Below are 21,173 nucleotides of genomic sequence, written 5' to 3' on the forward strand. Positions count from 1 at the left end.
CAAAATCACACTCCGTTCTCATGCTGTGTTTCGACGGCCCGGTGGCCATAGCGGCCGGGAACCACCTGATCCCATCCCGAACTCAGAAGTGAAACCTGCCTGCGCCGATGGTACTTTGTCTTAAGGCACGGGAGAGTAGGGCACCGCCGGGCCTTCAAAACACAGCATCAATCCTTATTCCCTGTTCAAGACAAACATCAACGCCGCTCCCGCAAAGAGTGGCGTTCGTCTTTGGTAAACACCAGATACCCAGGACAAACCTTCCTTGACGCGGGGTGGAGCAGCCCGGTAGCTCGTCAGGCTCATAACCTGAAGGCCGCAGGTTCAAATCCTGCCCCCGCAACCATTCTTTCTCTTCCCTGGATGTCTTAGATATAGACTCCGGGGATTCAACCGACAAGAGAAAAATGTTCGCAGGCGTCGCCCCTAACGAGGGAGCGGCACTTACGAGGTAATATTTTCCCAAAGATTTCAATAGCTTATAAACAGCAAAAAACCCGTCGGCTGCAACCAACGGGTCTTTGAAAGGCTTGAACTGCCCAGCTGAAATATGGGTCCAGTTTAGGTGACGGGACCGCTTTGTCAAGCGCAAATGCGCTGGAAAAGCGTGATTTTATGCCTTCGCCGAACATGAATGACGACGACCGAATCTATCGGCAGCATTCCAAATGCTGCACCGGTGCCCCGGGGACTTGCAGACCGGACAGACAGCTATCCGGAACTCCTGTCACTGGCCGACAGCTTTACCGGCACAACAGAGGTGACGACGGCATCCGTCGTCGGTCTTGTATCCCGTGCTGTGTCCCAACTTTCCCCCTGTATGACGGATTTGTCCGTCCGCTTGCTGATCATTCTGATCGAGCATGTCTATGATGAACGGGCCTGGCGCACCGGACGATTGACCGTCTGGCCCGGCAACCGCCGTCTGGCGGAGATGACCGGCAAGAATGAGCGGTCTGTCCGGCGTGCCCTGTGTCAACTTGAAGCCAATCACTGGATTGTCCGGCGCTACAGTTGCACCAATCGCCGCGCCGATGGCGGGGCGGGGATCGATCTGCGACCAGTGGCCGCACGGCTGCATGATTTGCGTCAGGCGGAAATCTTCCTTGAGCAAAAGATTGAAGCCACTCGCGAGCAGGCCCGGGCGGAGAGAGACGATCTGGCCCGCCTTGCAGAACAGCAGGCAAGAGAGCAGGGCAGTGCCAATGAACACAAAGAGTCCGGGGAGGCGGACAGTTCTGTCCACCGTAAATCCTACAAGTTAAATCCCGGTTCTACGAACCTTGTACAAAGCGGGGCTTCGCAAGCAACCCCGGGGCAGAGATCGATCAATCGGGTTACCGGGCCGGTTTCCGGGATCGATGTGGATAGCGAGATCCTGTTCCTGATGGTTCAGGCGTCCCCCACCCTGCAAAAACAGCTCAGTGCTGCCGAACTGTGCGATCTGGTCGGGCCGGAGCCGTCTTCGGCCTCGATTGAGGCCGTTGTGTCGGCCGTCCGCTGGATCATCACCCATCAGGTCAAGCTGAGGCCTGCCGTCTGGCGTGTCGGTGTTGAAAAACACGGTTGGGCGGCCCTTGCCGCTGTTGTTGTGGCGGCGGACCGGCAGGGTGTTCGCGATCCTGCCGGATATCTGTATTCGATGCTCAAGGCGGCAAGGTTGCGCGATACCGTGCGGCATAGCCTGCGGGCGCTTGAACAGCAGGAGAGCGGCCATGCTTGAGGTCATGCCTTCTGATTTTTCCCAAACCCTTCCCGACCGGATGGCCCTGTTTCAGGCCAAGGCACGGGCCCTGTCACGTCTGCGCCGCTGGAACGGTGCATCCGATGTCACCGTGGCACAGCATCTGGTCGATGCCTGCGACCATGCCCCGCTGGCGGTCAAGGGCCATATCCTGCTGCACGACATTGAGGAGGATGAAACCGGCGATCTGATTACGCCGGTCAAGCATCGGATGCGGGCCCTTGGCATCTGGCAGGTGTTTGACGCAGAGATCGTGCAACCCGTGCGCCGCAAATATACCGCCGCCGCCGGTTTGGGCTGGCCTTGTCCGGTGCGGATTGAGGCGACGATCAAGGAAATTGATCTGCGGCTGAAGGTGACGGAATACCGCGATACGGTGGACCGGTCGATTGTCTCATTCACCCCGCCGCCGGGCATTGAAGCCTATTGCGATTATATGCTTCCCTGGTCGCCCCAAAAGGCCGAAGCGCAGTTTATGGATCGGGCCGTGCGCTTTCTGCCAGCTTTGCGGGGGGCGAAATGACCCTGCATCCGGCAAATATTCCGGCCCCGGCTGCGACCCTGACCCCGGCCCCGACGCCGACAGTCGAAACCTATGCCGAACTTCAGGCGGCATTCGATCATTTCAACAGGGCGATCTTCGATCACCGATTGCCGCCCTGCCTGATCACCCTTCAGCGGTACAAGCGCAGCTATGGCTATTATTCCCATGAACGGTTTGTGTGCGGGGAAACCGGCGAACTGACCGACGAGATCGCCATGAATCCGGCCTATTTTGTTGCGAGATCAATTCGCGACACCTTGTCCACCCTTGTTCACGAAATGGCGCATCAGTGGCAATGGCATTTCGGCAAGCCCGGGCGGCGTGGATACCATAACCACGAATGGGCAAACTTCATGGAGCAGATCGGATTGATGCCGAGCAATACCGGGCAACCGGGCGGCAGGCGCGTTGGCGAGCAGATGACGCATTTTATCATCGACAACGGGCTGTTTGATCTGGCGTGTGCGGATCTGTTGACGACGGAATATACCCTGTCATGGTTTGACCGTTTCCCACCCATAGAGCCGCAAGCAGCCGATCCCGGCGACCCGTCGCGCAAACAGGCGCTGGCGGCCATTCATCCCGTCACGACAGAAAACAAATCCAACCGCGTCAAATATCGCTGCCCGTCCTGTTCGGCGCAGGTCTGGGGCAAGCCCGACCTCAAACTCAATTGCGGGGAAGAGGCCTGTGGCGGTGTCGCATTCAAACCTGTCGGGATGGAGGACACAGCATGACCAAAGCAGAAAACATCCAGTGCCAAACCGGCAAAATCCTGCCGGTTCTGATCCGTCATTCCTTTTTCCGGATGGGGGATGGACAATCCGCTACATCACGAAAACTAGTATATAAAAAGCACAGAAAAAATATCAAAAAAATATCTGATAAATATATTATCAGTATTTTTTCTGCATGCGTTGCCGCATCAATTTTCTTGGGTGCCGGAACCAGCCATGCCGCCGAATGCCATGCATGGCCCTTGCGCGAAAGCAGGGGCGGTTATGCCTATGATGGCGATACCATCTATATCCGGATGCCGGGCCTGCCCGCATCGATAGCCGATATGTCTGTGCGGGTCGCCGGGATCGACACCCCGGAGATTCGGGGGACGTGTGACGCGGAAAAAAGCCGGGCCATTCAGGCGCGGGATCGCGTTCGGGATCTTCTGGATCAAGCCGTTCAATCTGGCACCCCCATCCTGTTCTGCGATCCGCAATGGGGCCGTTATGGCGGTCGTGTCGTTGCATCGGTGGCGATTGGTGGGGGCTGGTTGCATGACCTGATGATTGGCGAAGGTCTGGCTCGCGCCTATGACGGCGGCAAGCGCGAGGGCTGGTGCGGGGCACCGGAATGACGAAAGTAACAGGATTTAATCAGTACAGAAAAAATACATTATCAACATATAAAATATGCTTGCGGGATGTGAAAGTATCAGTATATTAAAGGCACAGAAAAAATATATTATAAATATATATAATATATAAATATGGTGCCTGGTAAATACCGTTTTGAAGGATGTTTGAACACACAGGAGCGGAGGCGAGTTTGGTTGAAGACAGGAAATCTGGCAGCAATCTTTGGTCGGCAGGGCGCGCGGTTACAGCAAGGCCGTTTGAGTTGAATGCCGCCAAAGAGCTGCAAGCCTTGCTGCGCGACAAGATAGCGATCCTGCCGGTGACATCCAACGACAGGATAAAGCCGTTCCAGATCGGGGCGCATGACCTTTTTTGCGATCTGGCAAAGCCGGAGGTGACGCTTGCCGATCTCAAGCTGGCCTTGCGGCGATATACCGCTGCAACCGGCTATCTGATGGCCCTGGGGCGCGATGACAGCAGCCGCTATCGCCTTGATGGTTCGGTTGATGCGCCGGTGTCTGACGACAACCGCGAACATGCCCGCCAGATCGTCAAACGGCGGTTTGCAAAGATGCAGCAAAAAAGAGTGGCACCGGCCCGGGATGCGCCGCCGGTCGCACCTGTGGATGAACCGGCAAAACCGGTTCGGGCCATTCTCACCATTCCGCACAAATCCGGTGCGAAATAAATACATTTTCGGTGCCGGTTATAGATTGATTAAAGACAGGAGAAATGCTGTGATTGTCATGTTTGGAAGCCGCAAGGGCGGATGTGGAAAATCGACAACGGCGGTCAATGTGTGTGCCGCGCTCGCAAGGCAGGGAAAAGATGTCGTGCTGGTAGATGCAGACCGTCAAAGCACGTCGGCCAAATGGGTGGCGGACCGGGATGAGAACCCCGATCTGCCCAAGGTTCATTGCATCCAGAAATACGACAATATCCGCGATACCCTGATCGATCTGAACAATCGTTATGAACATGTCATTGTCGATGCCGCAGGCAAGGACAGCCGGGAACTTCGCACCGGCATGACGGCTGCGCACAAGCTGATTGTGCCGTTCAAGCCGTCAAATGCCGACCTGGACACGCTGGCCGACCTTGAGAAGATCATCATCGAAGCACGGGATTTTAATCCGGGGCTTGAAGTTCATGGCCTGATGACGATGGTGCCGACCAACCCGGTGATTCGGGAGCGGGAAGAAGCCCGGGAATATCTGTCGGACTTTCCCGAGATTGCCCTGCTTGGCGAGGTGATTTGCGAGCGCAAGGTTTACCGCGATGCCTTGCCGGAAGGGCGCGGGGTGGTTGAAATGGATAATCCGAAAGCGGCTTCGGAGATCAATGCTTTGATGCAAAGGATATTTTAATGGTTAAACGACGCGACCCGAAAAATGCAGAAACCCCACAGGTCGATCCGCAGAAGATCGAGGATTTTGCCAGCCGGGTTGATGATGTTGCCCCGCCCGCAGAAAGGGGTCGCCCCAAGCTGCCTGCAAGCGAGAAACGAAACTTCAAATCGATCAATGTGACCTTCAATCAGGCCGAATGGGAAGTTCTCGAAAAGGCCGCCGCGAAATCGGGCAGGCCGAAGAACAATTTTATTCGCTGGGCGATTATGGAGAAAGCGAAAGACCTGTAACGATCAGGGGCATGAATGGAAAATTTTTAAGGTACAGATAAAGTATTTTAAAAATGTATTTTCTGTGTCGCGTGTTTTATTGATCGCATGCAATTTTGGGTTCATCGTGATATCTTATGCACACGTTTATTTCATATATAATCGGTAAAATTTTGCCGGTTAGCGCGTGATTGAACGATATCTATCTGGAGGGGGGATGGAAAAATACTCTGGTCTCACGCGGACCGTTAATGGGTAAGCTGTCTGGACTGTAACCGTCACGTTCCTTAGAGTGTCATTTCGCCCCCAGCCGGAACCGTCCCCAGTAAGTCTCGCGAGATACCATGCGTGAACGGCCATCTTACAGATAAATTCCGTTAGCATGTGAATCTTCCACTCCTTTTCGGAAGTCGATCTTGTGGTAACAGAAAGCCGAACTTACGTCATGGAGCCTTCGGCTTCGCAGGTAACGCTGACACTTTTTGCGGGAAGTCGCTATTAGAGAGGGTTGTTGGGCGATAGGATTGGCAACCGGATAATAAACTCTGCCCCTTCGCCTTCATTGCCGATGACATCAATGGTGCCACCGTGCTTTTGGACGACTATATCCTGGCAAATAGCCAAACCTTGTCCGGTTCCTTTTCCTGGTTCTTTGGTCGTGAAGAAAGGATCGAAAATACGTTCACATAGCTCTTTATCTATTCCGGTGCCCGTGTCTGATATCCGTACTTCAATAGAGACTGTGCTTTGTGCCGTCGTAACAAAAATCTTGCCCGGATAAGGCTTTCCCGATTTCTCGATAGCATGGGCTGCATTTACAATCAGATTGAGAAAGACCTGATTTAATTTGCCAATATCGCACAGAAGATGGGGCAAGTTTGGATCAAAATTTTTCTCAAGCGTTGCAACATGTTTCCACTGGTTCTGAGATACTGTTAGCGCATTTTCCAAAGCCCGGTTTATGTCTGCTTCAATTCTGTCGGTAACCCCGGGATGGGAAAACTCCTTCATAGAAGAAACAATATCGGAAATATGTTTTATGCCTTCGCGAGACTCAGAGATGGCAGCGTCAACTTCTGCCAAATCTTCCTGCCAGGGAGCACATGCCGGGTCTTTTGCCATGTTTTCGGCAACAGTTCGAATGAACTGCAGATTGTCACCAATATATTGCGCAGGCGTATTGATTTCATGCGCGATGCCCGCGGCCAACTGTCCAACAGCGACGAAGCGAGCCGTATGGGCGGCTTCTTGCTGAATCTTTGCCAATTGTTGGCGTTCACTCATATATTGCTCGACAGCACGGGCCATTTCGCCGATTTCGTCGTCACCGCTGACTGGCACGCGAGAGTCTATTGATATGTCTTCTCCGCCTCTGCGTAGATGATGACTCACCTTCTGAAGGCGGGATATGACAACTTTCCCCAGGAAACGGGTGGATATAAACCACGCTACGACCAGAGAAATAGCCAGCAGAGCCAGAACCTGAATACGCCGTTGTTCCGCTTTTTGAGTCAATTGCTGCACAGATTGGCGATAGTCAGAGGTGAAATCATCAGAAAGGGCTTCTGAAGCAGCCAGAAGCTCTTGCCCTTGCTGAGCCAGGTTTTGATTGAAAAGACCTAATTTGGTCGTCAAAGCCCGGTTCTGGCTTTCCTCAATATCGCTATTCAAGGCCTGATCGTGCAGCTTGGCGAGTATGTGAACGGTTCCTCTAAACAGCTGTGCTGTGTGTTGGAATGCCAGAACAGAGACATTGGTGCCAGCCTGCCCCAAATTGCTGACGAGGTCGTCCATCTCGTCAAGATGAACAAGAATCTGGTTGTAGTGGTTCCGCATTTCTGAAAAAGCGGGAGCCATCTGCATCATCCGGGCTTCTTTCTCAATCAGTAGAGCCGTACGCACCAAGGTCTGCGCGTCCTCCATATGTGCGAGGCGCTCTTCACTTAATTGACCGGATGCATTTACGGTTTCGTCGAGGGACCGTATGCCAATGAAACCGATTGCGAGGATCAGGAGAGTCAATCCTGCCAAAGCAAGATTGAATTGCCCTTTCAGGCTTTTGGGCCATGAAACACGAACAAACTTCAAGGCATCCAAATCCCTAGATAAATGTCCCGGTAACCATTGTCGGGATCAAAGATGAACTCCTGTCCGCCATCGAAGCTCACGTTCTCCGGCGTTACCAGATGCACAGGCACCACGTGGCCATCGATATTGTCACCCGCAAAGAGACGATTGAGCTCATCAACCAGTTGCCAGCCATGCAGATTCAACGGTTCGGCGACGGTACCCACCTGAAAGCTTTGCGCGAAGATGCGCTGAAAAGCCGCAGCACTGCCGTCACCCGCCGAAAGTAAATTGATATCCTGAGCATTCGTGCCCTGTTTAATCAGCTCCGGCATCATGTAGTCGAAATAGATATCGTTGATTGCCAGAGCGTAAGTCCAATCCTGACCATACTTCAATAATAGATCCTGTGTAGTCCCGGCCATTAGGGAATGACTGTCCGATATCGCAACATCCCGGATTTCCAGTAAAGAACATTGGTGGCAGGCTTTGATGACTTCGGCCATGGCATTGGCTTTGGATATGGCAATCTCGAAGTTTGAATCAGTGAAAATGACAACACCGGCCTTTCCCTGCGACTGGATAACAGCAGCCATTGCCGTGATCTTCGCTACTTCCAGTGGATCTGTCGACACATTCACCGAGACAGGTGAGTTTGTCATAACGCCAGCTTCGGGACCGACATGCCAGCCAACGATTGGTATGTTTTGTCGGGAGAAATTGGAAAGCTGTGGTCGGAGTGCCTCTGCATCGGAGCCGATCAAAATCAAACCGTCAAATGCACCGGATAACACTTTTTGTATCGCTTCAACCCGTCCTTTTGGGGTTCCACCGGCATCAAAGATCTTAAGTGGCCACTCCAGAATTTTTGCTGCTTCAGCTACGCCTTGTGCGACCCCGAGAATGCCACCATTCCTTAGATCCTCCGCAATAACTGCGATGCGTTTACCCTTCTGAGCAATGGCACCTGTTGTCGGTCCTGTCCAGGGAGGATTGGGATTGCTGGCTTCTGCTACCCGCATCTGCATTTCTTCGAGTGACAGCTCGTTCTCGGTCGACAATGCAGGAACAGGTACAGCCAAAAAACACATCAATGCGATCCATAACATGGAAGACTGGTTGATTGTGCGCATTGCATCCTCCCGAGCATAATTGGGAACGGTTAAACTCACCGTTCTTTCGTTGACAATTTCAACGACAAAGGTCGATATATCCTTTAGTATATATAATAACTACCCTTTTGGGTATCAATGGCTGAAAGTGGAAAAATATAACGCGAAAGAAGAGGGGCGATATTTCCACGCAGTACAACAATGTAACCCTAGGGTGAAAGCTGAATGGAGTACCGAAGGGACGAAAGTTTATCGGATGATAGCAATATAAAAGCCCGTACCCCATATGATAAACTATCTTATGTGGTCTCAATCAGGGGGAGGAGCTGCGCAATGGAGATAATTGGGGAATCTCTTTTGTCGTCAAGGAACTATCCTTGCGTGCTTTTTGTCGATGATGAGGAGGCTCTTCTGGCTTCTGTTCGGCGCATGCTGCGTACCCAATGTATCCTGAAAACCTGCAGTGATCCGCATGAAGCCCTCAAATTGCTTCGGCAGTCTCCTGACCAGTTCGATGCTATTATTTCCGACATGATGATGCCGGGATTGAACGGGGTGGAGTTTTTGGCGGAGGCCAGATCCGTATCTCCCGATACGCCGCGCATACTTCTCTCCGGCAGTCTTACGGAGACGGCATTGAGGGAGGCAATCAATAAAGCCGGTATCACGCGTGTTCTGGTAAAACCTATTCCGGCGCATGCTATTTTGAATATTGTTCGCGATATAGTGTCTGACGAGAATGGCGAGGTTAGGCCGTCCCGCTTGATGATTGAAAGAATGCGAACCGCACTAAAAGAAGATCATACGGTCGTCTTTCAATCCCGTGTTGATGCCCAAAACTTCGGTGTGATCGGTATAGAGGCACTGAGTCGGTTTCCCGAGTTGCAAAATACCTTTACGCTCGAAGAGATCATTACGGGGGCAGAAGATCATCCGGTGATCGGGGCTCTAACCTTTAAAGTCTTGGATTTTATTATCCACCATCGGGATGTGATCGGCTCCAGATTTGGTGCGGTACCAATCTCGGTCAATCTGTCGCCGCATTCGATTTCTGATAGCAATTTTGTGAATAGCTTGCTGGATTTCCTGTCTACCTGTCGGAATTTGCCAAAGATAGAGTTCGAAATCACTGAGCAGAGCAATCTTGCATTCACTGCGGAATTTCAGAAGAATCTACCCCGTTTGCGCGCTGCGGGTTATCCGGTATTCATCGATGATTTTGGTGCGGGCAACAATTCGATGTCATTGTTGCGGAAGGGGCATTTTTCCGGACTGAAGCTCGACAAATCATTGATCGCCCGTCTTGATGATCACAATACAATCGACAGCTCTTTTGTCGAGTGGGTCACTCACGCCGCTCACCAGCTTGGTATGACTGTCATCGCAGAAGGGGTAGAAACGCTGGATGCTGCAACGTTCCTTCAACATATAGGTGTCGATGAACTGCAGGGATATTTTTTTGGGCATCCGGGACCCTTGCCGTCGATAAATTGAAAGAAAAACCAGAAAAGAACTATTCTCGCCAATACACACTTATCCTCCGAATGCTCTTTCGTTGGTGTTTGGCAAGGTGCCATCAGTTGATGTGACGCTCCAGTACGTGTCGCATGAAAATTCGGTTCCTATGCTTCCCAAGAGAGCGAAACAACTCTAAGTGTTATGTATATGAATTTTGGCTGGCGGAGGTAGCGATGAATAAAGTTCTTTTCGTTGATGACAACACCAATGTTCTGAATGGATTACGCCGTCGCCTTCGTGCCGCCTGCCCCTCATGGACGACATCATTTGCTGCCAGCGGTGCTGAGGCACTTGCTCTTTGCGAACAAAACTCTTTTGACGTTGTTGTCACAGACATGAGAATGCCGGGCATGGATGGGGCTGAGCTTCTTGGTCATGTGCGAAAGTATATTCCGGATGCTGCACGTATTATCCTCTCGGGTTTTTCAGAAGATGAAGCTATTTTGCGGACAGTTGGCCCAGCGCATCAATATCTCGCCAAACCCTGTGACGACGAATTACTGATAGAGACAATTCAGCATACGCTTGAGTTGCGCAAGATTTTGACGACTCCCAAGCTCCGTATGCTGATTGGAAACATTGAAGCTTTGGCATCTCCTCCCGATACTTACACCCGGCTCGTTCAGGCCCTTGAAGATCCGAGGGTCGGCCAGGAGCGTATCACGGCAATCGTTTCGTCTGACATTGCGTTGACCGCGGAAGTGCTGAAATTGACCAATTCGGCTTACTTTTCGTTACCTGCAAAAGTGACAACTATTTCTCACGCTGTGCGCATGATTGGTACTGAAACCTTGAAGTCGCTTGCTCTCTTTGTTGGAATATTCAGGACTTTTGAAGGTTCGATCGGAACGAACCTTCAAATCAAGAATCTTTGCCAAAGGTCTCAGCAAATAGGGGTTTCTGCGGCATTGATCGCGGAGAAAGAGAAGCTTGATAAATCGACATGTCAAATTTTGCCGGCAATCGGGATGCTTAGTCATGTTGGCAGTCTCGTGCTGTATCTGAATTATTCGAAGCAAATGGAAGAAGCTGTTGCCCTCATTGAACGGGAAAAGATCACGATTATTGAGGCGGAGCAGCAACAGTTCGGTGCCGCGCATCCGGAAATCGGAGCCTACCTTCTGGGGCTTTGGGGCTTCCCGGAGCAGGTTGTCCAAACCGTTACCTATCATCATCGTCCGTTTGATTTTCCGCACAATGACATGACCGGATTGACAGCCATATATGCGGCCCAGCTTCTCTCGCGGGAAGTTGCCAAACAAGGCTATGATGTTGAGGGTGATATCGAGACCAAAATTGATATCCCATATTTGACGCGTATCGGTAAAGTTGATCGCATACCTGTCTGGCGTGATATCGTCGCCACCGTCCTGAAAAGTTATGAGCGGATGGATCATTAGAAACTTACGGAGATGCCTCTCATAGCGAAGCGGAACATTCTCTTTGTTTGATGACGACAACCTGCTGATGGCAATCAGGCGTCAATTGCGCGGAAAATTTGATCTTCTGACATCGGTTGGCGGTAAACACGCGCTTGATCTGTTAAAGGAACAAGAGATTGCCGTATGTGTAGCCGACATGCGCATGCCCAATATGGATGGCCTCCAATTGTTGGAAAAAGTACAGCAGATCAGTCCGGAAACGGTTCGCATCATGCTCACCGGCAATGCGGATCAGGCAACGGCGATTGATGCAATCAATAAAGGCCGAATATTTCGCTTCTTTTCCAAGCCCTACGATAGCGACCTTCTCGAGCAGGGGCTGAACGATGCGTTACGTCAGTACCGACTGGTTACGGCCGAAAAGAGCCTGATTGAAGAAATATTGGCTGGCAGCGTCAAGGTGTTGACAGATGTTATGGCACAAATGAATCCAGCAATCTTTGGTCGGACGATGAAGATCAAGAGATGGTGTGACCGGATTGCACCGGAACTTCAGTACCTCTGTTCATGTGTAGAGAATTGCACTCATCCATGGCCAAACTCGCACTCATCGCGTTTTTTGGGCCCCGCTTGTGTGATTTTATCACCATCGCTCAAATCACATTAATTGCGAATGAGATCAGATTATCTGCCACCAGATCGCAATCGTCTCGGTGAAATCACTTTAACCTTCAAAATGCACCTGCCACTGATCCATAGATGTTCTGTATATTTTTGGAATTTCTAGCGGTAACTAAGACAAATTCTTCCCTCGCTTATGCTGCTATTTTTACGCATTTTTTATGCTTGGCATCGGTTCAGGACACGTTTCTGCCATCGCATTTTTACGGTCCTCCCTCCTAGCCTGTAGCGGTTGATGCGAACACTACAGGAGTATCCCATGTTCGATCTGATCTATGCCGTTCTGGCATTGGGTGCCTTTGCCATGTGCGGGCTTGCGGTACGCGGCTGCGCGCGGATTTAGGAGGTTCCATGATCAGTTACATCCTTGGCGGTGCGGTATCAGCTGCGCTGATTATCTACCTGTTTTACGCCCTGATCCGGGCCGAAAAATTCTAGGACGGAGTTCCCGATGACAACCGATCTCGGCCAGTTCGTGCTTTATTGCGCGATCCTGCTGGCGTGCGCCCCGTTGCTGGGCGGGTATATGTACCGGGTTTACAGCGGACAGGCGGTTTTGCTGTCCCCCGTTTTCAAACCGGTTGAGAAAGTCATTTATCGCATCTGCGGCATCGACGCGCAGGCATCGCAACATTGGTCGCGCTATGCCGTGACCCTTCTGGCCTTCAACGCAGCCGGATGGGTTTTGCTGTTTGCCATTCTGCGTTTGCAGCATCTTCTGCCGTGGAATCCGGCTGGATTGCCGCCGATGTCGTCCGACCTTGCCTTTAACACAGCAATCAGTTTCGTGACCAACACCAACTGGCAAGCCTATGGCGGCGAAACCACATTGTCCTATTTCAGCCAGATGGTTGGCCTGACCATGCAGAACTTTGTCAGTGCATCGACGGGCATGGCGGTTGGCGTTGCCGTGATCCGCGGGTTTGCCGGTCGCAAAATTCGTGATCTTGGCAATTTCCACGTCGATATGACGCGCGGGGTTCTTTACATTCTGTTGCCGCTGTCGATTGTGGCGGCAATTTTCCTGATGTCGCAGGGGGTTCCGCAGAACCTGAATTCCTATGTCGATGCAACCACGCTTGAGGGTACAAAGCAGGTTCTGGCGCAGGGACCGGCCGCATCGCAGATTGCGATCAAACAGCTTGGCACCAATGGTGGCGGTTTCTTTAACGTCAACTCGTCGCATCCCTACGAAAACCCGACACCGCTCAGCAATCTGCTTCAGATGGTTTATCTGCTGCTGATTCCCGCCGCCTTCTGCTTCCTGTTTGGCAGGATGGTCAATGACAAGCGCCAGGGAATTGCGATTTTCGCCGTGATGGCCGTGCTGTTTGTTGCCGGTTTTGCCGCAACCTATAGTGCTGAAAAGGCAGGCAATGCGTTGCTTGCCAATAACAGTTCGATTATCGCCGATCCGGGCAATATGGAAGGCAAGGAAACCCGATTTGGTATCCTGAATTCCACCCTGTGGGCGACGGCGACGACGGCTGCGTCGAACGGATCGGTCAATGCCATGCATGACAGCATGACACCGCTTGGCGGTATGGTCGCGATGTTGAACATGCAGCTTGGCGAGATCGTTTATGGCGGTGTCGGTGCCGGTTTCTACGGCATGTTGCTGTTTGTTGTTCTGACGGTCTTTATTGCCGGACTTATGGTCGGGCGAACGCCGGAATATCTTGGCAAGAAGATCGAAGCCCGTGAGATCAAGCTGGCGGTTCTCGCCATCCTGACCATGCCAATCGGCATTCTGGTCTTCGGGGCCTTGGCGGCCACCGTTCCGGTCGCCCTGACGGCGGTGCAGGATGCCGGTCCGCACGGGCTTTCGGAAATCCTGTATGCCTATAGCTCGGCGACGGGCAATAACGGCTCGGCCTTTGCCGGGTTCGGGGCCGGAATACCGTTCCATACCACCTTGCAGGGCATTGCGATGCTGCTGGGGCGCTATGGGTTTATCATTCCGATCCTGGCGATTGCCGGTTCCCTCGGGGCGAAGAATGTCGTTCCCGTTTCGGGTGGGACCTTCCCGACCCACGGTCCGCTTTTCGTTGCCCTTCTGATTGCCGTCATTCTGATTGTCGGTGGTCTCACTTTCTTCCCGGCACTGGCACTCGGCCCGATTGCGGAGCATTTCGCAATGCTGGCCGGAACCGTCTATTGACCGGAGGAGTACAGAAAATGAAGAAAACAGAAAATACCCGTCTGCTGGACGGGGCGCTTGTCCGGACCGCCAGTATCGCGGCGTTTCGCAAGCTTGATCCGAGGATCATGATCCGCAATCCGGTGATGTTCATGGTTGAGACCGGTGCGGTGATGGCAACTGTCATCAGCATCCATACCGGCATGACGGGCGGGCCGGATCTGTCCACCCTGATGCAGATTACGCTCTGGCTGTGGTTTACCGTCCTGTTTGCCAACTTTGCCGAGGCAGTTGCCGAAGGACGCGGCAAGGCACGGGCCGACAGCCTGCGATCAACCAACAAGGAAACCCAGGCAAAAAAGCTGCGCAACGGGGAAAAGACCGCCGTTGAAATGGTCGCAAGCAGCCGCCTTTCACCCGGTGACTTTGTGCTGGTTGAGGCGGGTGATGTTATCCCGGTCGATGGCGAGATTGTCGAAGGGATTGCCTCGGTCGATGAATCTGCGATTACCGGGGAATCGGCCCCGGTCATCCGCGAAAGTGGCGGGGATCGGTCGGCGGTCACCGGCGGGACGCGGATTGTGTCGGACTGGCTTAAAGTCCGTGTCACCGCCAAGCCGGGCGAAAGTTTCCTTGATCGCATGATCGCGATGGTCGAAGGCGCGCAGCGTCAGAAAACACCAAACGAGATCGCGCTCAATATCCTGCTGGTCGGCATGTCGATCATCTTCCTGATCGTTGTCGTAACCCTTGAACCCTTTGCCCTGTTTTCGGGGACGTCGATCCCGATGGCGTTTCTGATTGCGTTGCTGGTTACCCTGATCCCGACGACAATCGGCGGTCTGCTATCGGCCATCGGGATTGCCGGTATGGATCGTTTGGTCCGGGCTAATGTGATTGCAAAGTCGGGTCGTGCGGTTGAGGCCGCAGGCGATGTGGATACGTTGCTGCTTGATAAAACCGGGACGATTACCTTTGGCAACCGCATGGCGGACGCGTTTGTTCCGCTAAAGGGGATCAGTGATCGTGAACTGGCCGAAGCCGCAGCAATTGCGTCGCTGGTCGACGAGACGCCGGAAGGAAAATCGATTGTTGAACTGGCGGCAAAACTTTTCGATTTTCATGGCGATAAATCAAAACTTGCCAGGGCCATTGCCTTTAGTGCCGAAACCCGTATGAGCGGGGCGGATATTGGCGATGATGAATATCGCAAGGGGGCAGGTGATGCAATGCGCGCCTATGCCGAAGCCGGACCTGTCGTTGCAGAACTTGGCCGGATTGTTGACGGTATTGCCAAAACCGGCGGCACCCCGCTTGTCGTGGCGAAGAACCGCAAAATCATGGGTGTCATTCACCTGAAAGACATCATCAAGCCGGGAATTCGCGAACGTTTTGCCGAATTGCGGGCAATGGGTATTCGCACAGTGATGATCACTGGCGATAACCCGCTGACAGCCGCAGCGATTGCGGCGGAAGCCGGTGTCGATGATTTTCTGGCCGAGGCAACACCGGAGAAGAAACTGGAACTGATCCGTCAGCAACAGGAAGGCGGGCGTCTTGTCGCCATGTGTGGTGACGGGTCGAACGATGCACCAGCACTGGCACAGGCCGATGTCGGGGTGGCAATGAATGACGGCACCCAGGCAGCACGGGAAGCCGGAAACCTTGTCGATCTTGATAGTGATCCGACCAAGCTGATCGAGATCGTTCAGGTCGGCAAACAGTTGCTGATCAGCAGGGGCGCATTGACGACATTTTCAATCGCCAACGATGTCGCCAAATATTTTGCGATCCTGCCCGCCCTGTTCATCGCCACCTATCCGCAACTTGGTGCGCTGAACATCATGGGGCTTGCCAGCCCGCAAAGTGCGATCCTTTCGGCGGTGATCTTCAACGCCCTGATCATTATCGCGCTGATCCCGCTGGCACTGCGCGGGGTGCGGTTTGTGCCGGGCAGTGCGGCGGCTCTGTTGCGTCGGAACCTTCTGATCTATGGCCTTGGTGGCCTGATCGTTCCCTTTGTCGGCATCAAGGTCATCGACCTTCTGATCAATGCCGTCGGTCTGGTTTAACGGAGAATTTGTCATGTTGAACTTGTTACGTCCGGCCATTGGTATGGCCGCAGTGATGACAGTGATAACCGGGGTTGCCTATCCGTTGGCAATGACCGGGATCGGTCAGGGACTGTTTGCCGAGGAAGCCAATGGCAGCCTGATTGAAAAGGATGGTGTCGTGGTTGGTTCGCGTCTGATCGGCCAGAAATTTGAAAGCGATCGCTATTTCCATCCGCGCCCTTCCTATGCCGGTGACGGTTATGAGGGGGACAATTCCGGTGGTTCCAATCTTGGGGCGACCAGCCAGGAACTGGTAAGCGGGATCAAGGCCCGTGCCCTTGACCTGTCAGCGGAAAACGGTAATCGCCCGGTGCCGATAGATTTGCTGACGGCGTCGGGCAGCGGTCTTGACCCGGATATCTCGCCGGAAAGCGCCCGCTTCCAGATGGAAAGGGTGGCGAGAGCCAGAAACATTCCACTCAATGATCTCGAGGAACTGGTTGCCGCCCATATTGAAGACAGGACCTTTGGCCTGATCGGGGAGCCGCGGGTCAATGTGCTGATATTGAATCTGGCTTTGGACGAAATGTCGTCCTGATCCGATGGGCCATTCCAAAAATACAGGGTACCGGGCTGTCTTTGGACAGTCCGGTGCCCGGCAAAGAAAGCTGCTGCGCGAGGCCGAGGAAATGCGTGCTGTCTGGCTCCGTAACACAGTGCTGTCAGTCTATCGGCGATTTATCCGCGCGATCCGCCGATGGTTCTGATATGACAGGATAAATACGAAAGGCTTTGATCGACCTGACATGACCGACGAAGAGGATCGTCCATCCCCCGAAGCCCTGCTGGAACAGACCCGCAGAGATGATCGGGGCAAGCTCAAGATATTTCTGGGCGCCTATCCCGGCGTCGGAAAGACTTATGCCATGCTTCAGGCCGCGCAGGAGCGGCGGAAGGAGGGGCGGGATGTCATTGTCGGCATCGTCGAAACCCACGGGCGCGTGGAAACCGAAAACCTCTTGCGCGGTCTTGAAGCATTGCCGCGCAAGAGGCTTTTGCATCGGGGCCGTGTCTTTGGGGAAATGGATATTGATGCGATCATCTGGCGCAAGCCGGAAATCGCCCTTGTTGACGAACTGGCGCACACCAATGTGACGGGAAGTCGCCACGAAAAGCGTTATCAGGATATCGATGAACTGCTTGATGCCGGGATCGATGTCTATACGACGCTGAATATCCAGCATCTTGAAAGTCTGAACGATATTGTTGCACGGATTTCACGTGTTCGCGTACGCGAAACCCTGCCGGACAGTTTCCTTGAAAAAGCCAATGAAATTGAACTGATCGACCTGCCACCCGACGATCTTTTGCAAAGATTGCGCGATGGCAAGGTCTATGTCATCGATCAGGTCGGACGTGCGCTTCGGCATTTTTTCAGCAAGGGAAATCTGACCGCGCTTCGCGAACTGGCGATGCGCATTGCCGCGGAACGCATTGATGCGCAGATGCTGGAATATATGCGTACCCACGCGGTCAGCGGTCCATGGCCGACACAGGACCGCCTGATGGTGTGCCTCAATGAAAGTCCGGTGGCCAAGAAACTGGTTCGCACAGCCAAGCGGATGGCAGAACGCCAGCGTGTGCCCTGGATCGCTTTGCATGTGGAAACACCGCGTGACGACCGGATGTCGAATGCCGAAAAGGATGACATTGCCGAAGCTCTGCGTCTGGCGGAGCAGCTGGGTGCGGAAATTGTCACGCTTCAGGCAGAAGCCCATTTGGCGAAAGAGATTTCTGCATTGGCGTCCAAACGCAATGTTACGCGCCTTCTGATCGGGCGGCCAAGGCGAAGACGCTGGTCCGGATTGTTGCGCGAGAATGTGGCGCGCAGGCTGCTTGAGAATGCCGAAGGCTTTGACGTTACCGTCATTGCCGCGGATGCAGACGAGAAAAAGCGTTCGCTGATCTCGGACAATCCGTTCGAGCGTGGAAGTTGGCGATCTCGTAGCTTTTCGTGGGTTTTTGGTAGTGTTACGACAGCAACCGTTGCGGCCTTGTTTGCCGACCGGTATGTGCCACTTGGCAACCTGTCGCTGATTTATCTGCTGGCGGTGTTGCTAACTGCGATCCGTTGCGGCATGTGGCCGTCGATTGCGGCCAGTTTTCTTGCTTTCATATCCTATAATTTCTTCTTTACGGTGCCCTATTACACCCTGTCGGTGTTCCATCAGGAACAGCTGATTACCATCGTGTTTTTCCTGATTGTCTCGGTCATTGTCGGCAATCTGGCAGGACGTCTGCGCTTGCAGGTCGATGCGATGAAAACCAGCGGCAAACGCACGGCCAATCTTTATGATTTCAGTCGCAAGATTGCGGCGGCGGTTTCGCTTGACGATGTTTTGTGGGCAGCCGTGCATCATGTTGCCGCGACACTCGATTGCCAGTCGATGGTCTTGCAACCGGGCACGAACGGATCGCTGGAAATTACCGCAGCCTACCCGCCAGATGACCAGTTGGGTTTGAAGGATTGGGGGGCAGCCGAATGGGCGTGGGAGCATTCCAAACCGGCCGGTTGGAGATCCGAAACGCTGCCGACAGCGGAATGGCTGTTTATGCCAATGAATACGCAGCAGGGGCCGTTTGGCGTTGTCGGTGTCCGGTTCAAGGCAGACGCAAGGGCGCTGGGGCCGTCCCAGCGTCGCCTTCTTGAGGCGCTTGTCGATCAGGTTGCTGTGGCGGTTGAACGGACCCGGCTGGCAACCGACATCGAAGAAGCCCGCCTGTTAACCGAGACGGAGCAACTCCGCGCAGCACTTTTGTCCTCTATTTCCCATGATTTGCGCACGCCACTGGTTTCGATCATCGGATCGGCAACAACTCTGACAAGCTATGATGACTTGATGGGCAGCGAGGACCGACAACAACTGACCCAGACCATTCTGGAAGAAAGCGAACGGTTGAACCGGTTTGTCCAGAATCTGCTGGATATGACCCGGCTTGGCTATGGTGCGCTACAACCCAAAAAAGAATGGTCGGATCTGGCCGAGATCATCGGTCGGGCGGTCAAGCATGCCGGAAAGTTTGCCGGAATGCGGTCTGTCGAGGTCCAAATTTCGCCAGATCTGGCCCCGATCCATGTCGATCCGGTTCTGATTGAACAGGTATTGTTCAACATTCTCGACAATGCGGTAAAACACACGGCGTCAGATGGCGTGATCACGATCCGCACCAAAACCGGGAGCGACCGGGTGGTGATAGAAATATCAGATGATGGCGTTGGCATTCCTGTCGAAGCGCGCGAAGCCGTCTTTGACGTTTTCTACCGCGTACGGGCGGGCGACAGTCAGGTGGCGGGGACGGGGCTTGGGTTGTCGATTTGCCGTGGTTTTATCGAGGCGCACGGAGGACAGATCGTGGCGCTTGATGGCCCGCAGGGACAAGGAACAACCATTGCAATAACCCTGCCGATAACCGTGATGCCGAGTGTCGCAGAGGATGATGAGGATTTGCAGGATGGCAGAGCGGAAGGAAGCTGATGTGAGCGATCAAGCGAGGGTGTTGATCATTGATGACGAACCGCAAATTCGCAAATTCCTGCGGATCAGTCTTGGCGCGCAAGGCTATGAAGTGATCGAGGCTGAAAACGGCCAGTCCGGCATCGAGAAATGCGCCCTTGAGGCACCGCATCTTGTCATTCTTGATCTTGGATTGCCCGATCTGGACGGGCAGGAAGTTTTGGCGAAAATCCGGGAATGGAGCGAGGTTCCGATTATCGTGCTTTCCGTGCGCGCCAATGAAGAAGAGAAGGTGAATGCGCTGGACCGCGGTGCAAACGATTACGTGACCAAGCCGTTCGGCATTGCCGAATTGATCGCACGTGTGCGGGCTATCTTGCGTGGCCGCAAATCGGATGATCCAACCAGTAGCGAGATTGTTTCGGGTGATCTGAAGATCGACCTGGCCGCGCACAGGATTTTCAAGGGCGATAACGAACTGAAACTCACAAAAAAGGAGTTTGCGTTACTGACCCTTTTGGCGCGTAACGCGGGCCGGATTGTGACCCATCAACAGATTTTACGCGAAATCTGGGGGCCCGCCCAGGAAAGTGAAACGCATTATCTGCGTATCTATATCGGCCATCTGCGCCAGAAACTTGGAGATGATCCGCTTAACCCGACCTATATCGAAAATGAACCCGGTGTTGGTTATCGATTCCTGCGTATTGAAGAGTAGGGCCGTGATCAGATTGGCGATGGCGAAACCGGTGACGGCGCCAAGCAGGAGCGGTCGTCTGCGCCAGCTTCGCGTCGTCGCCGTCAGGGGGATTGCTGCGAGCAGCGACCCCAAGGCATAGATGCTGATCCATTGTCCGGCCATCGCCTCGCTCACCCCCAGCGATGCCCCGATCTGCGGGAGCAGACCAGCGGGCAAAGCCTCCGTCAGGATCGTGACGAAGCCGGCAACCGCCAGTGCGGATAGCCCCGCGACTGGCAGCCTGTCGATCCGGGCCGTCACACCGGGGCCTTCGGCAGCACAAGATCACCAACAGTGTAGGTGTGAAACTCGCTGGACGAGACCGTGTCGAGTTTGTGGAACTTTTCGAGGAACACTGGATCGGAGAAGAAAATTTCGACATCGCCTGGATCGGAGATTGCCTCGATATTCACGACGGTCAGCCCATCGGTGCTCTTGGCGAGGTTACTCCACAGGAATCCGGGCTTCCGCTCGGCGACATAATGGACGACATCCTGGATCAGTCGAAACGCTTCCTCCTGCTTGCCGGGGTGAACGTGGATCACGTTGACGATGAAGGTCGTTCGGGTGGGCTGTATGGTGAATGCGGGGATCATGTTCGTCTCCTTGGTTTCGGAAAACCAAGGGATAGCGGACGGCTTGTTACGGAAAAACAGGCTATCATTCCGGTGACAGCGGAATAAAATTCTTGTAATGGTCAGGGC

The 21,173-nt window shown here is 53.5% G+C and carries 19 protein-coding genes, 1 tRNA gene, 1 rRNA gene and 1 pseudogene; 18 read left to right on the forward strand and 4 right to left on the reverse strand.

Annotation, left to right across the window (positions count from 1 at the left end; genetic code table 11):
• Window positions 1–37: 37 nt before the first annotated feature.
• The 9 genes from rrf (at window position 38) to Q8O73_RS17400 (ending at window position 5,282) form a co-directional block, all read left to right on the forward strand.
• A 5S ribosomal RNA gene (rrf, locus tag Q8O73_RS17360) occupies window positions 38–152 on the forward strand.
• 117 nt (window positions 153–269) lie between these two features.
• Window positions 270–346: transfer RNA gene (locus tag Q8O73_RS17365), tRNA-Met, on the forward strand.
• A 288-nt stretch (window positions 347–634) separates the two neighbouring features.
• Window positions 635–1,723, forward strand: coding sequence for a helix-turn-helix domain-containing protein (locus tag Q8O73_RS17370; protein ID WP_305559464.1), 1,089 nt, complete (start codon window positions 635–637; stop codon window positions 1,721–1,723).
• Window positions 1,716–2,267, forward strand: coding sequence for a hypothetical protein (locus Q8O73_RS17375; RefSeq protein ID WP_305559465.1), 552 nt, complete (start codon window positions 1,716–1,718; stop codon window positions 2,265–2,267). The genes Q8O73_RS17370 and Q8O73_RS17375 overlap by 8 nt, the downstream gene beginning before the upstream one ends.
• A complete protein-coding gene (locus Q8O73_RS17380) occupies window positions 2,264–3,025 on the forward strand; it encodes a SprT-like domain-containing protein (RefSeq protein WP_305559466.1) in 762 nt (253 codons plus the stop codon). The genes Q8O73_RS17375 and Q8O73_RS17380 overlap by 4 nt, the downstream gene beginning before the upstream one ends.
• A 197-nt stretch (window positions 3,026–3,222) precedes the next feature.
• The gene (locus Q8O73_RS17385; protein ID WP_305559467.1) at window positions 3,223–3,642 is read left to right on the forward strand and encodes a thermonuclease family protein; all 420 of its coding nucleotides are present in this window, start codon (window positions 3,223–3,225) and stop codon (window positions 3,640–3,642) included.
• A 263-nt stretch (window positions 3,643–3,905) separates the two neighbouring features.
• Complete coding sequence (locus Q8O73_RS17390; RefSeq protein ID WP_305559468.1) at window positions 3,906–4,331, forward strand: ProQ/FINO family protein; 426 nt, start codon at window positions 3,906–3,908, stop codon at window positions 4,329–4,331.
• Between the two features lie 58 nt (window positions 4,332–4,389).
• The gene (locus tag Q8O73_RS17395; RefSeq protein ID WP_305559772.1) at window positions 4,390–5,010 is read left to right on the forward strand and encodes a division plane positioning ATPase MipZ; all 621 of its coding nucleotides are present in this window, start codon (window positions 4,390–4,392) and stop codon (window positions 5,008–5,010) included.
• Window positions 5,010–5,282 carry a hypothetical protein gene (locus Q8O73_RS17400; RefSeq protein WP_305559469.1) on the forward strand — a complete coding sequence of 91 codons (273 nt, stop codon included), beginning with the start codon at window positions 5,010–5,012 and terminating at the stop codon, window positions 5,280–5,282. The genes Q8O73_RS17395 and Q8O73_RS17400 overlap by 1 nt, the downstream gene beginning before the upstream one ends.
• 477 nt (window positions 5,283–5,759) lie before the next feature.
• On the opposite strand, the gene Q8O73_RS17405 is transcribed toward Q8O73_RS17400, so the two are convergent.
• A complete protein-coding gene (locus tag Q8O73_RS17405; RefSeq protein WP_305559470.1) occupies window positions 5,760–7,349 on the reverse strand; it encodes a sensor histidine kinase in 1,590 nt (529 codons plus the stop codon).
• On the reverse strand, window positions 7,346–8,461 hold the full coding sequence (locus Q8O73_RS17410; RefSeq protein WP_305559471.1) for a substrate-binding domain-containing protein: 1,116 nt from the start codon (window positions 8,459–8,461) through the stop codon (window positions 7,346–7,348). Before Q8O73_RS17410 ends, Q8O73_RS17405 begins: the two co-directional genes overlap by 4 nt.
• A 360-nt stretch (window positions 8,462–8,821) precedes the next feature.
• On the opposite strand from Q8O73_RS17410, the gene Q8O73_RS17415 reads away from it, so the two are divergent.
• From Q8O73_RS17415 to Q8O73_RS17450, 9 genes are all read left to right on the forward strand, one after another.
• Window positions 8,822–9,934: an EAL domain-containing protein gene (locus Q8O73_RS17415; protein ID WP_305559472.1), complete on the forward strand. Its 1,113-nt coding sequence runs from the start codon at window positions 8,822–8,824 to the stop codon at window positions 9,932–9,934.
• A gap of 197 nt (window positions 9,935–10,131) precedes the next feature.
• On the forward strand, window positions 10,132–11,358 hold the full coding sequence (locus tag Q8O73_RS17420) for a response regulator (RefSeq protein ID WP_305559473.1): 1,227 nt from the start codon (window positions 10,132–10,134) through the stop codon (window positions 11,356–11,358).
• A gap of 43 nt (window positions 11,359–11,401) precedes the next feature.
• Window positions 11,402–12,007, forward strand: a complete 606-nt coding sequence (locus Q8O73_RS17425; RefSeq protein WP_305559474.1) for a response regulator — start codon at window positions 11,402–11,404, stop codon at window positions 12,005–12,007.
• A gap of 365 nt (window positions 12,008–12,372) precedes the next feature.
• Window positions 12,373–12,459 (forward strand): K(+)-transporting ATPase subunit F, encoded by an 87-nt coding sequence (gene kdpF / locus Q8O73_RS20165; RefSeq protein WP_371135110.1) that lies wholly within the window; start codon window positions 12,373–12,375, stop codon window positions 12,457–12,459.
• 13 nt (window positions 12,460–12,472) lie between these two features.
• Window positions 12,473–14,182, forward strand: coding sequence for a potassium-transporting ATPase subunit KdpA (gene kdpA, locus Q8O73_RS17430; protein ID WP_305559475.1), 1,710 nt, complete (start codon window positions 12,473–12,475; stop codon window positions 14,180–14,182).
• Between the two features lie 17 nt (window positions 14,183–14,199).
• Window positions 14,200–16,233, forward strand: a complete 2,034-nt coding sequence (gene kdpB, locus Q8O73_RS17435; RefSeq protein ID WP_305559476.1) for a potassium-transporting ATPase subunit KdpB — start codon at window positions 14,200–14,202, stop codon at window positions 16,231–16,233.
• A 13-nt stretch (window positions 16,234–16,246) separates the two neighbouring features.
• On the forward strand, window positions 16,247–16,813 hold the full coding sequence (kdpC, locus tag Q8O73_RS17440) for a potassium-transporting ATPase subunit KdpC (RefSeq protein ID WP_305559477.1): 567 nt from the start codon (window positions 16,247–16,249) through the stop codon (window positions 16,811–16,813).
• A 208-nt stretch (window positions 16,814–17,021) separates the two neighbouring features.
• Entirely contained in the window at window positions 17,022–19,751 is a 2,730-nt protein-coding gene (locus Q8O73_RS17445; protein ID WP_305559478.1) for a sensor histidine kinase KdpD, read from the forward strand.
• A 1-nt stretch (window position 19,752) separates the two neighbouring features.
• Window positions 19,753–20,448 carry a response regulator gene (locus tag Q8O73_RS17450; RefSeq protein WP_305559479.1) on the forward strand — a complete coding sequence of 232 codons (696 nt, stop codon included), beginning with the start codon at window positions 19,753–19,755 and terminating at the stop codon, window positions 20,446–20,448.
• Here Q8O73_RS17450 and Q8O73_RS17455 read toward each other — a convergent pair.
• Both Q8O73_RS17455 and Q8O73_RS17460 read right to left on the reverse strand, forming a co-directional pair.
• Window positions 20,419–20,730: pseudogene (locus tag Q8O73_RS17455) on the reverse strand (MFS transporter); the annotation flags it as partial. The gene Q8O73_RS17450 and the pseudogene Q8O73_RS17455 sit on opposite strands and share 30 nt — an antisense overlap.
• A complete protein-coding gene (locus tag Q8O73_RS17460) occupies window positions 20,727–21,065 on the reverse strand; it encodes an antibiotic biosynthesis monooxygenase (RefSeq protein WP_305559480.1) in 339 nt (112 codons plus the stop codon). The pseudogene Q8O73_RS17455 and the gene Q8O73_RS17460, both read right to left, overlap by 4 nt.
• Window positions 21,066–21,173 lie beyond the last annotated feature (108 nt).

Origin of the sequence: Thalassospira sp. (assembly GCF_030690045.1) — a bacterium.
Lineage (GTDB): Bacteria > Pseudomonadota > Alphaproteobacteria > Rhodospirillales > Thalassospiraceae > Thalassospira.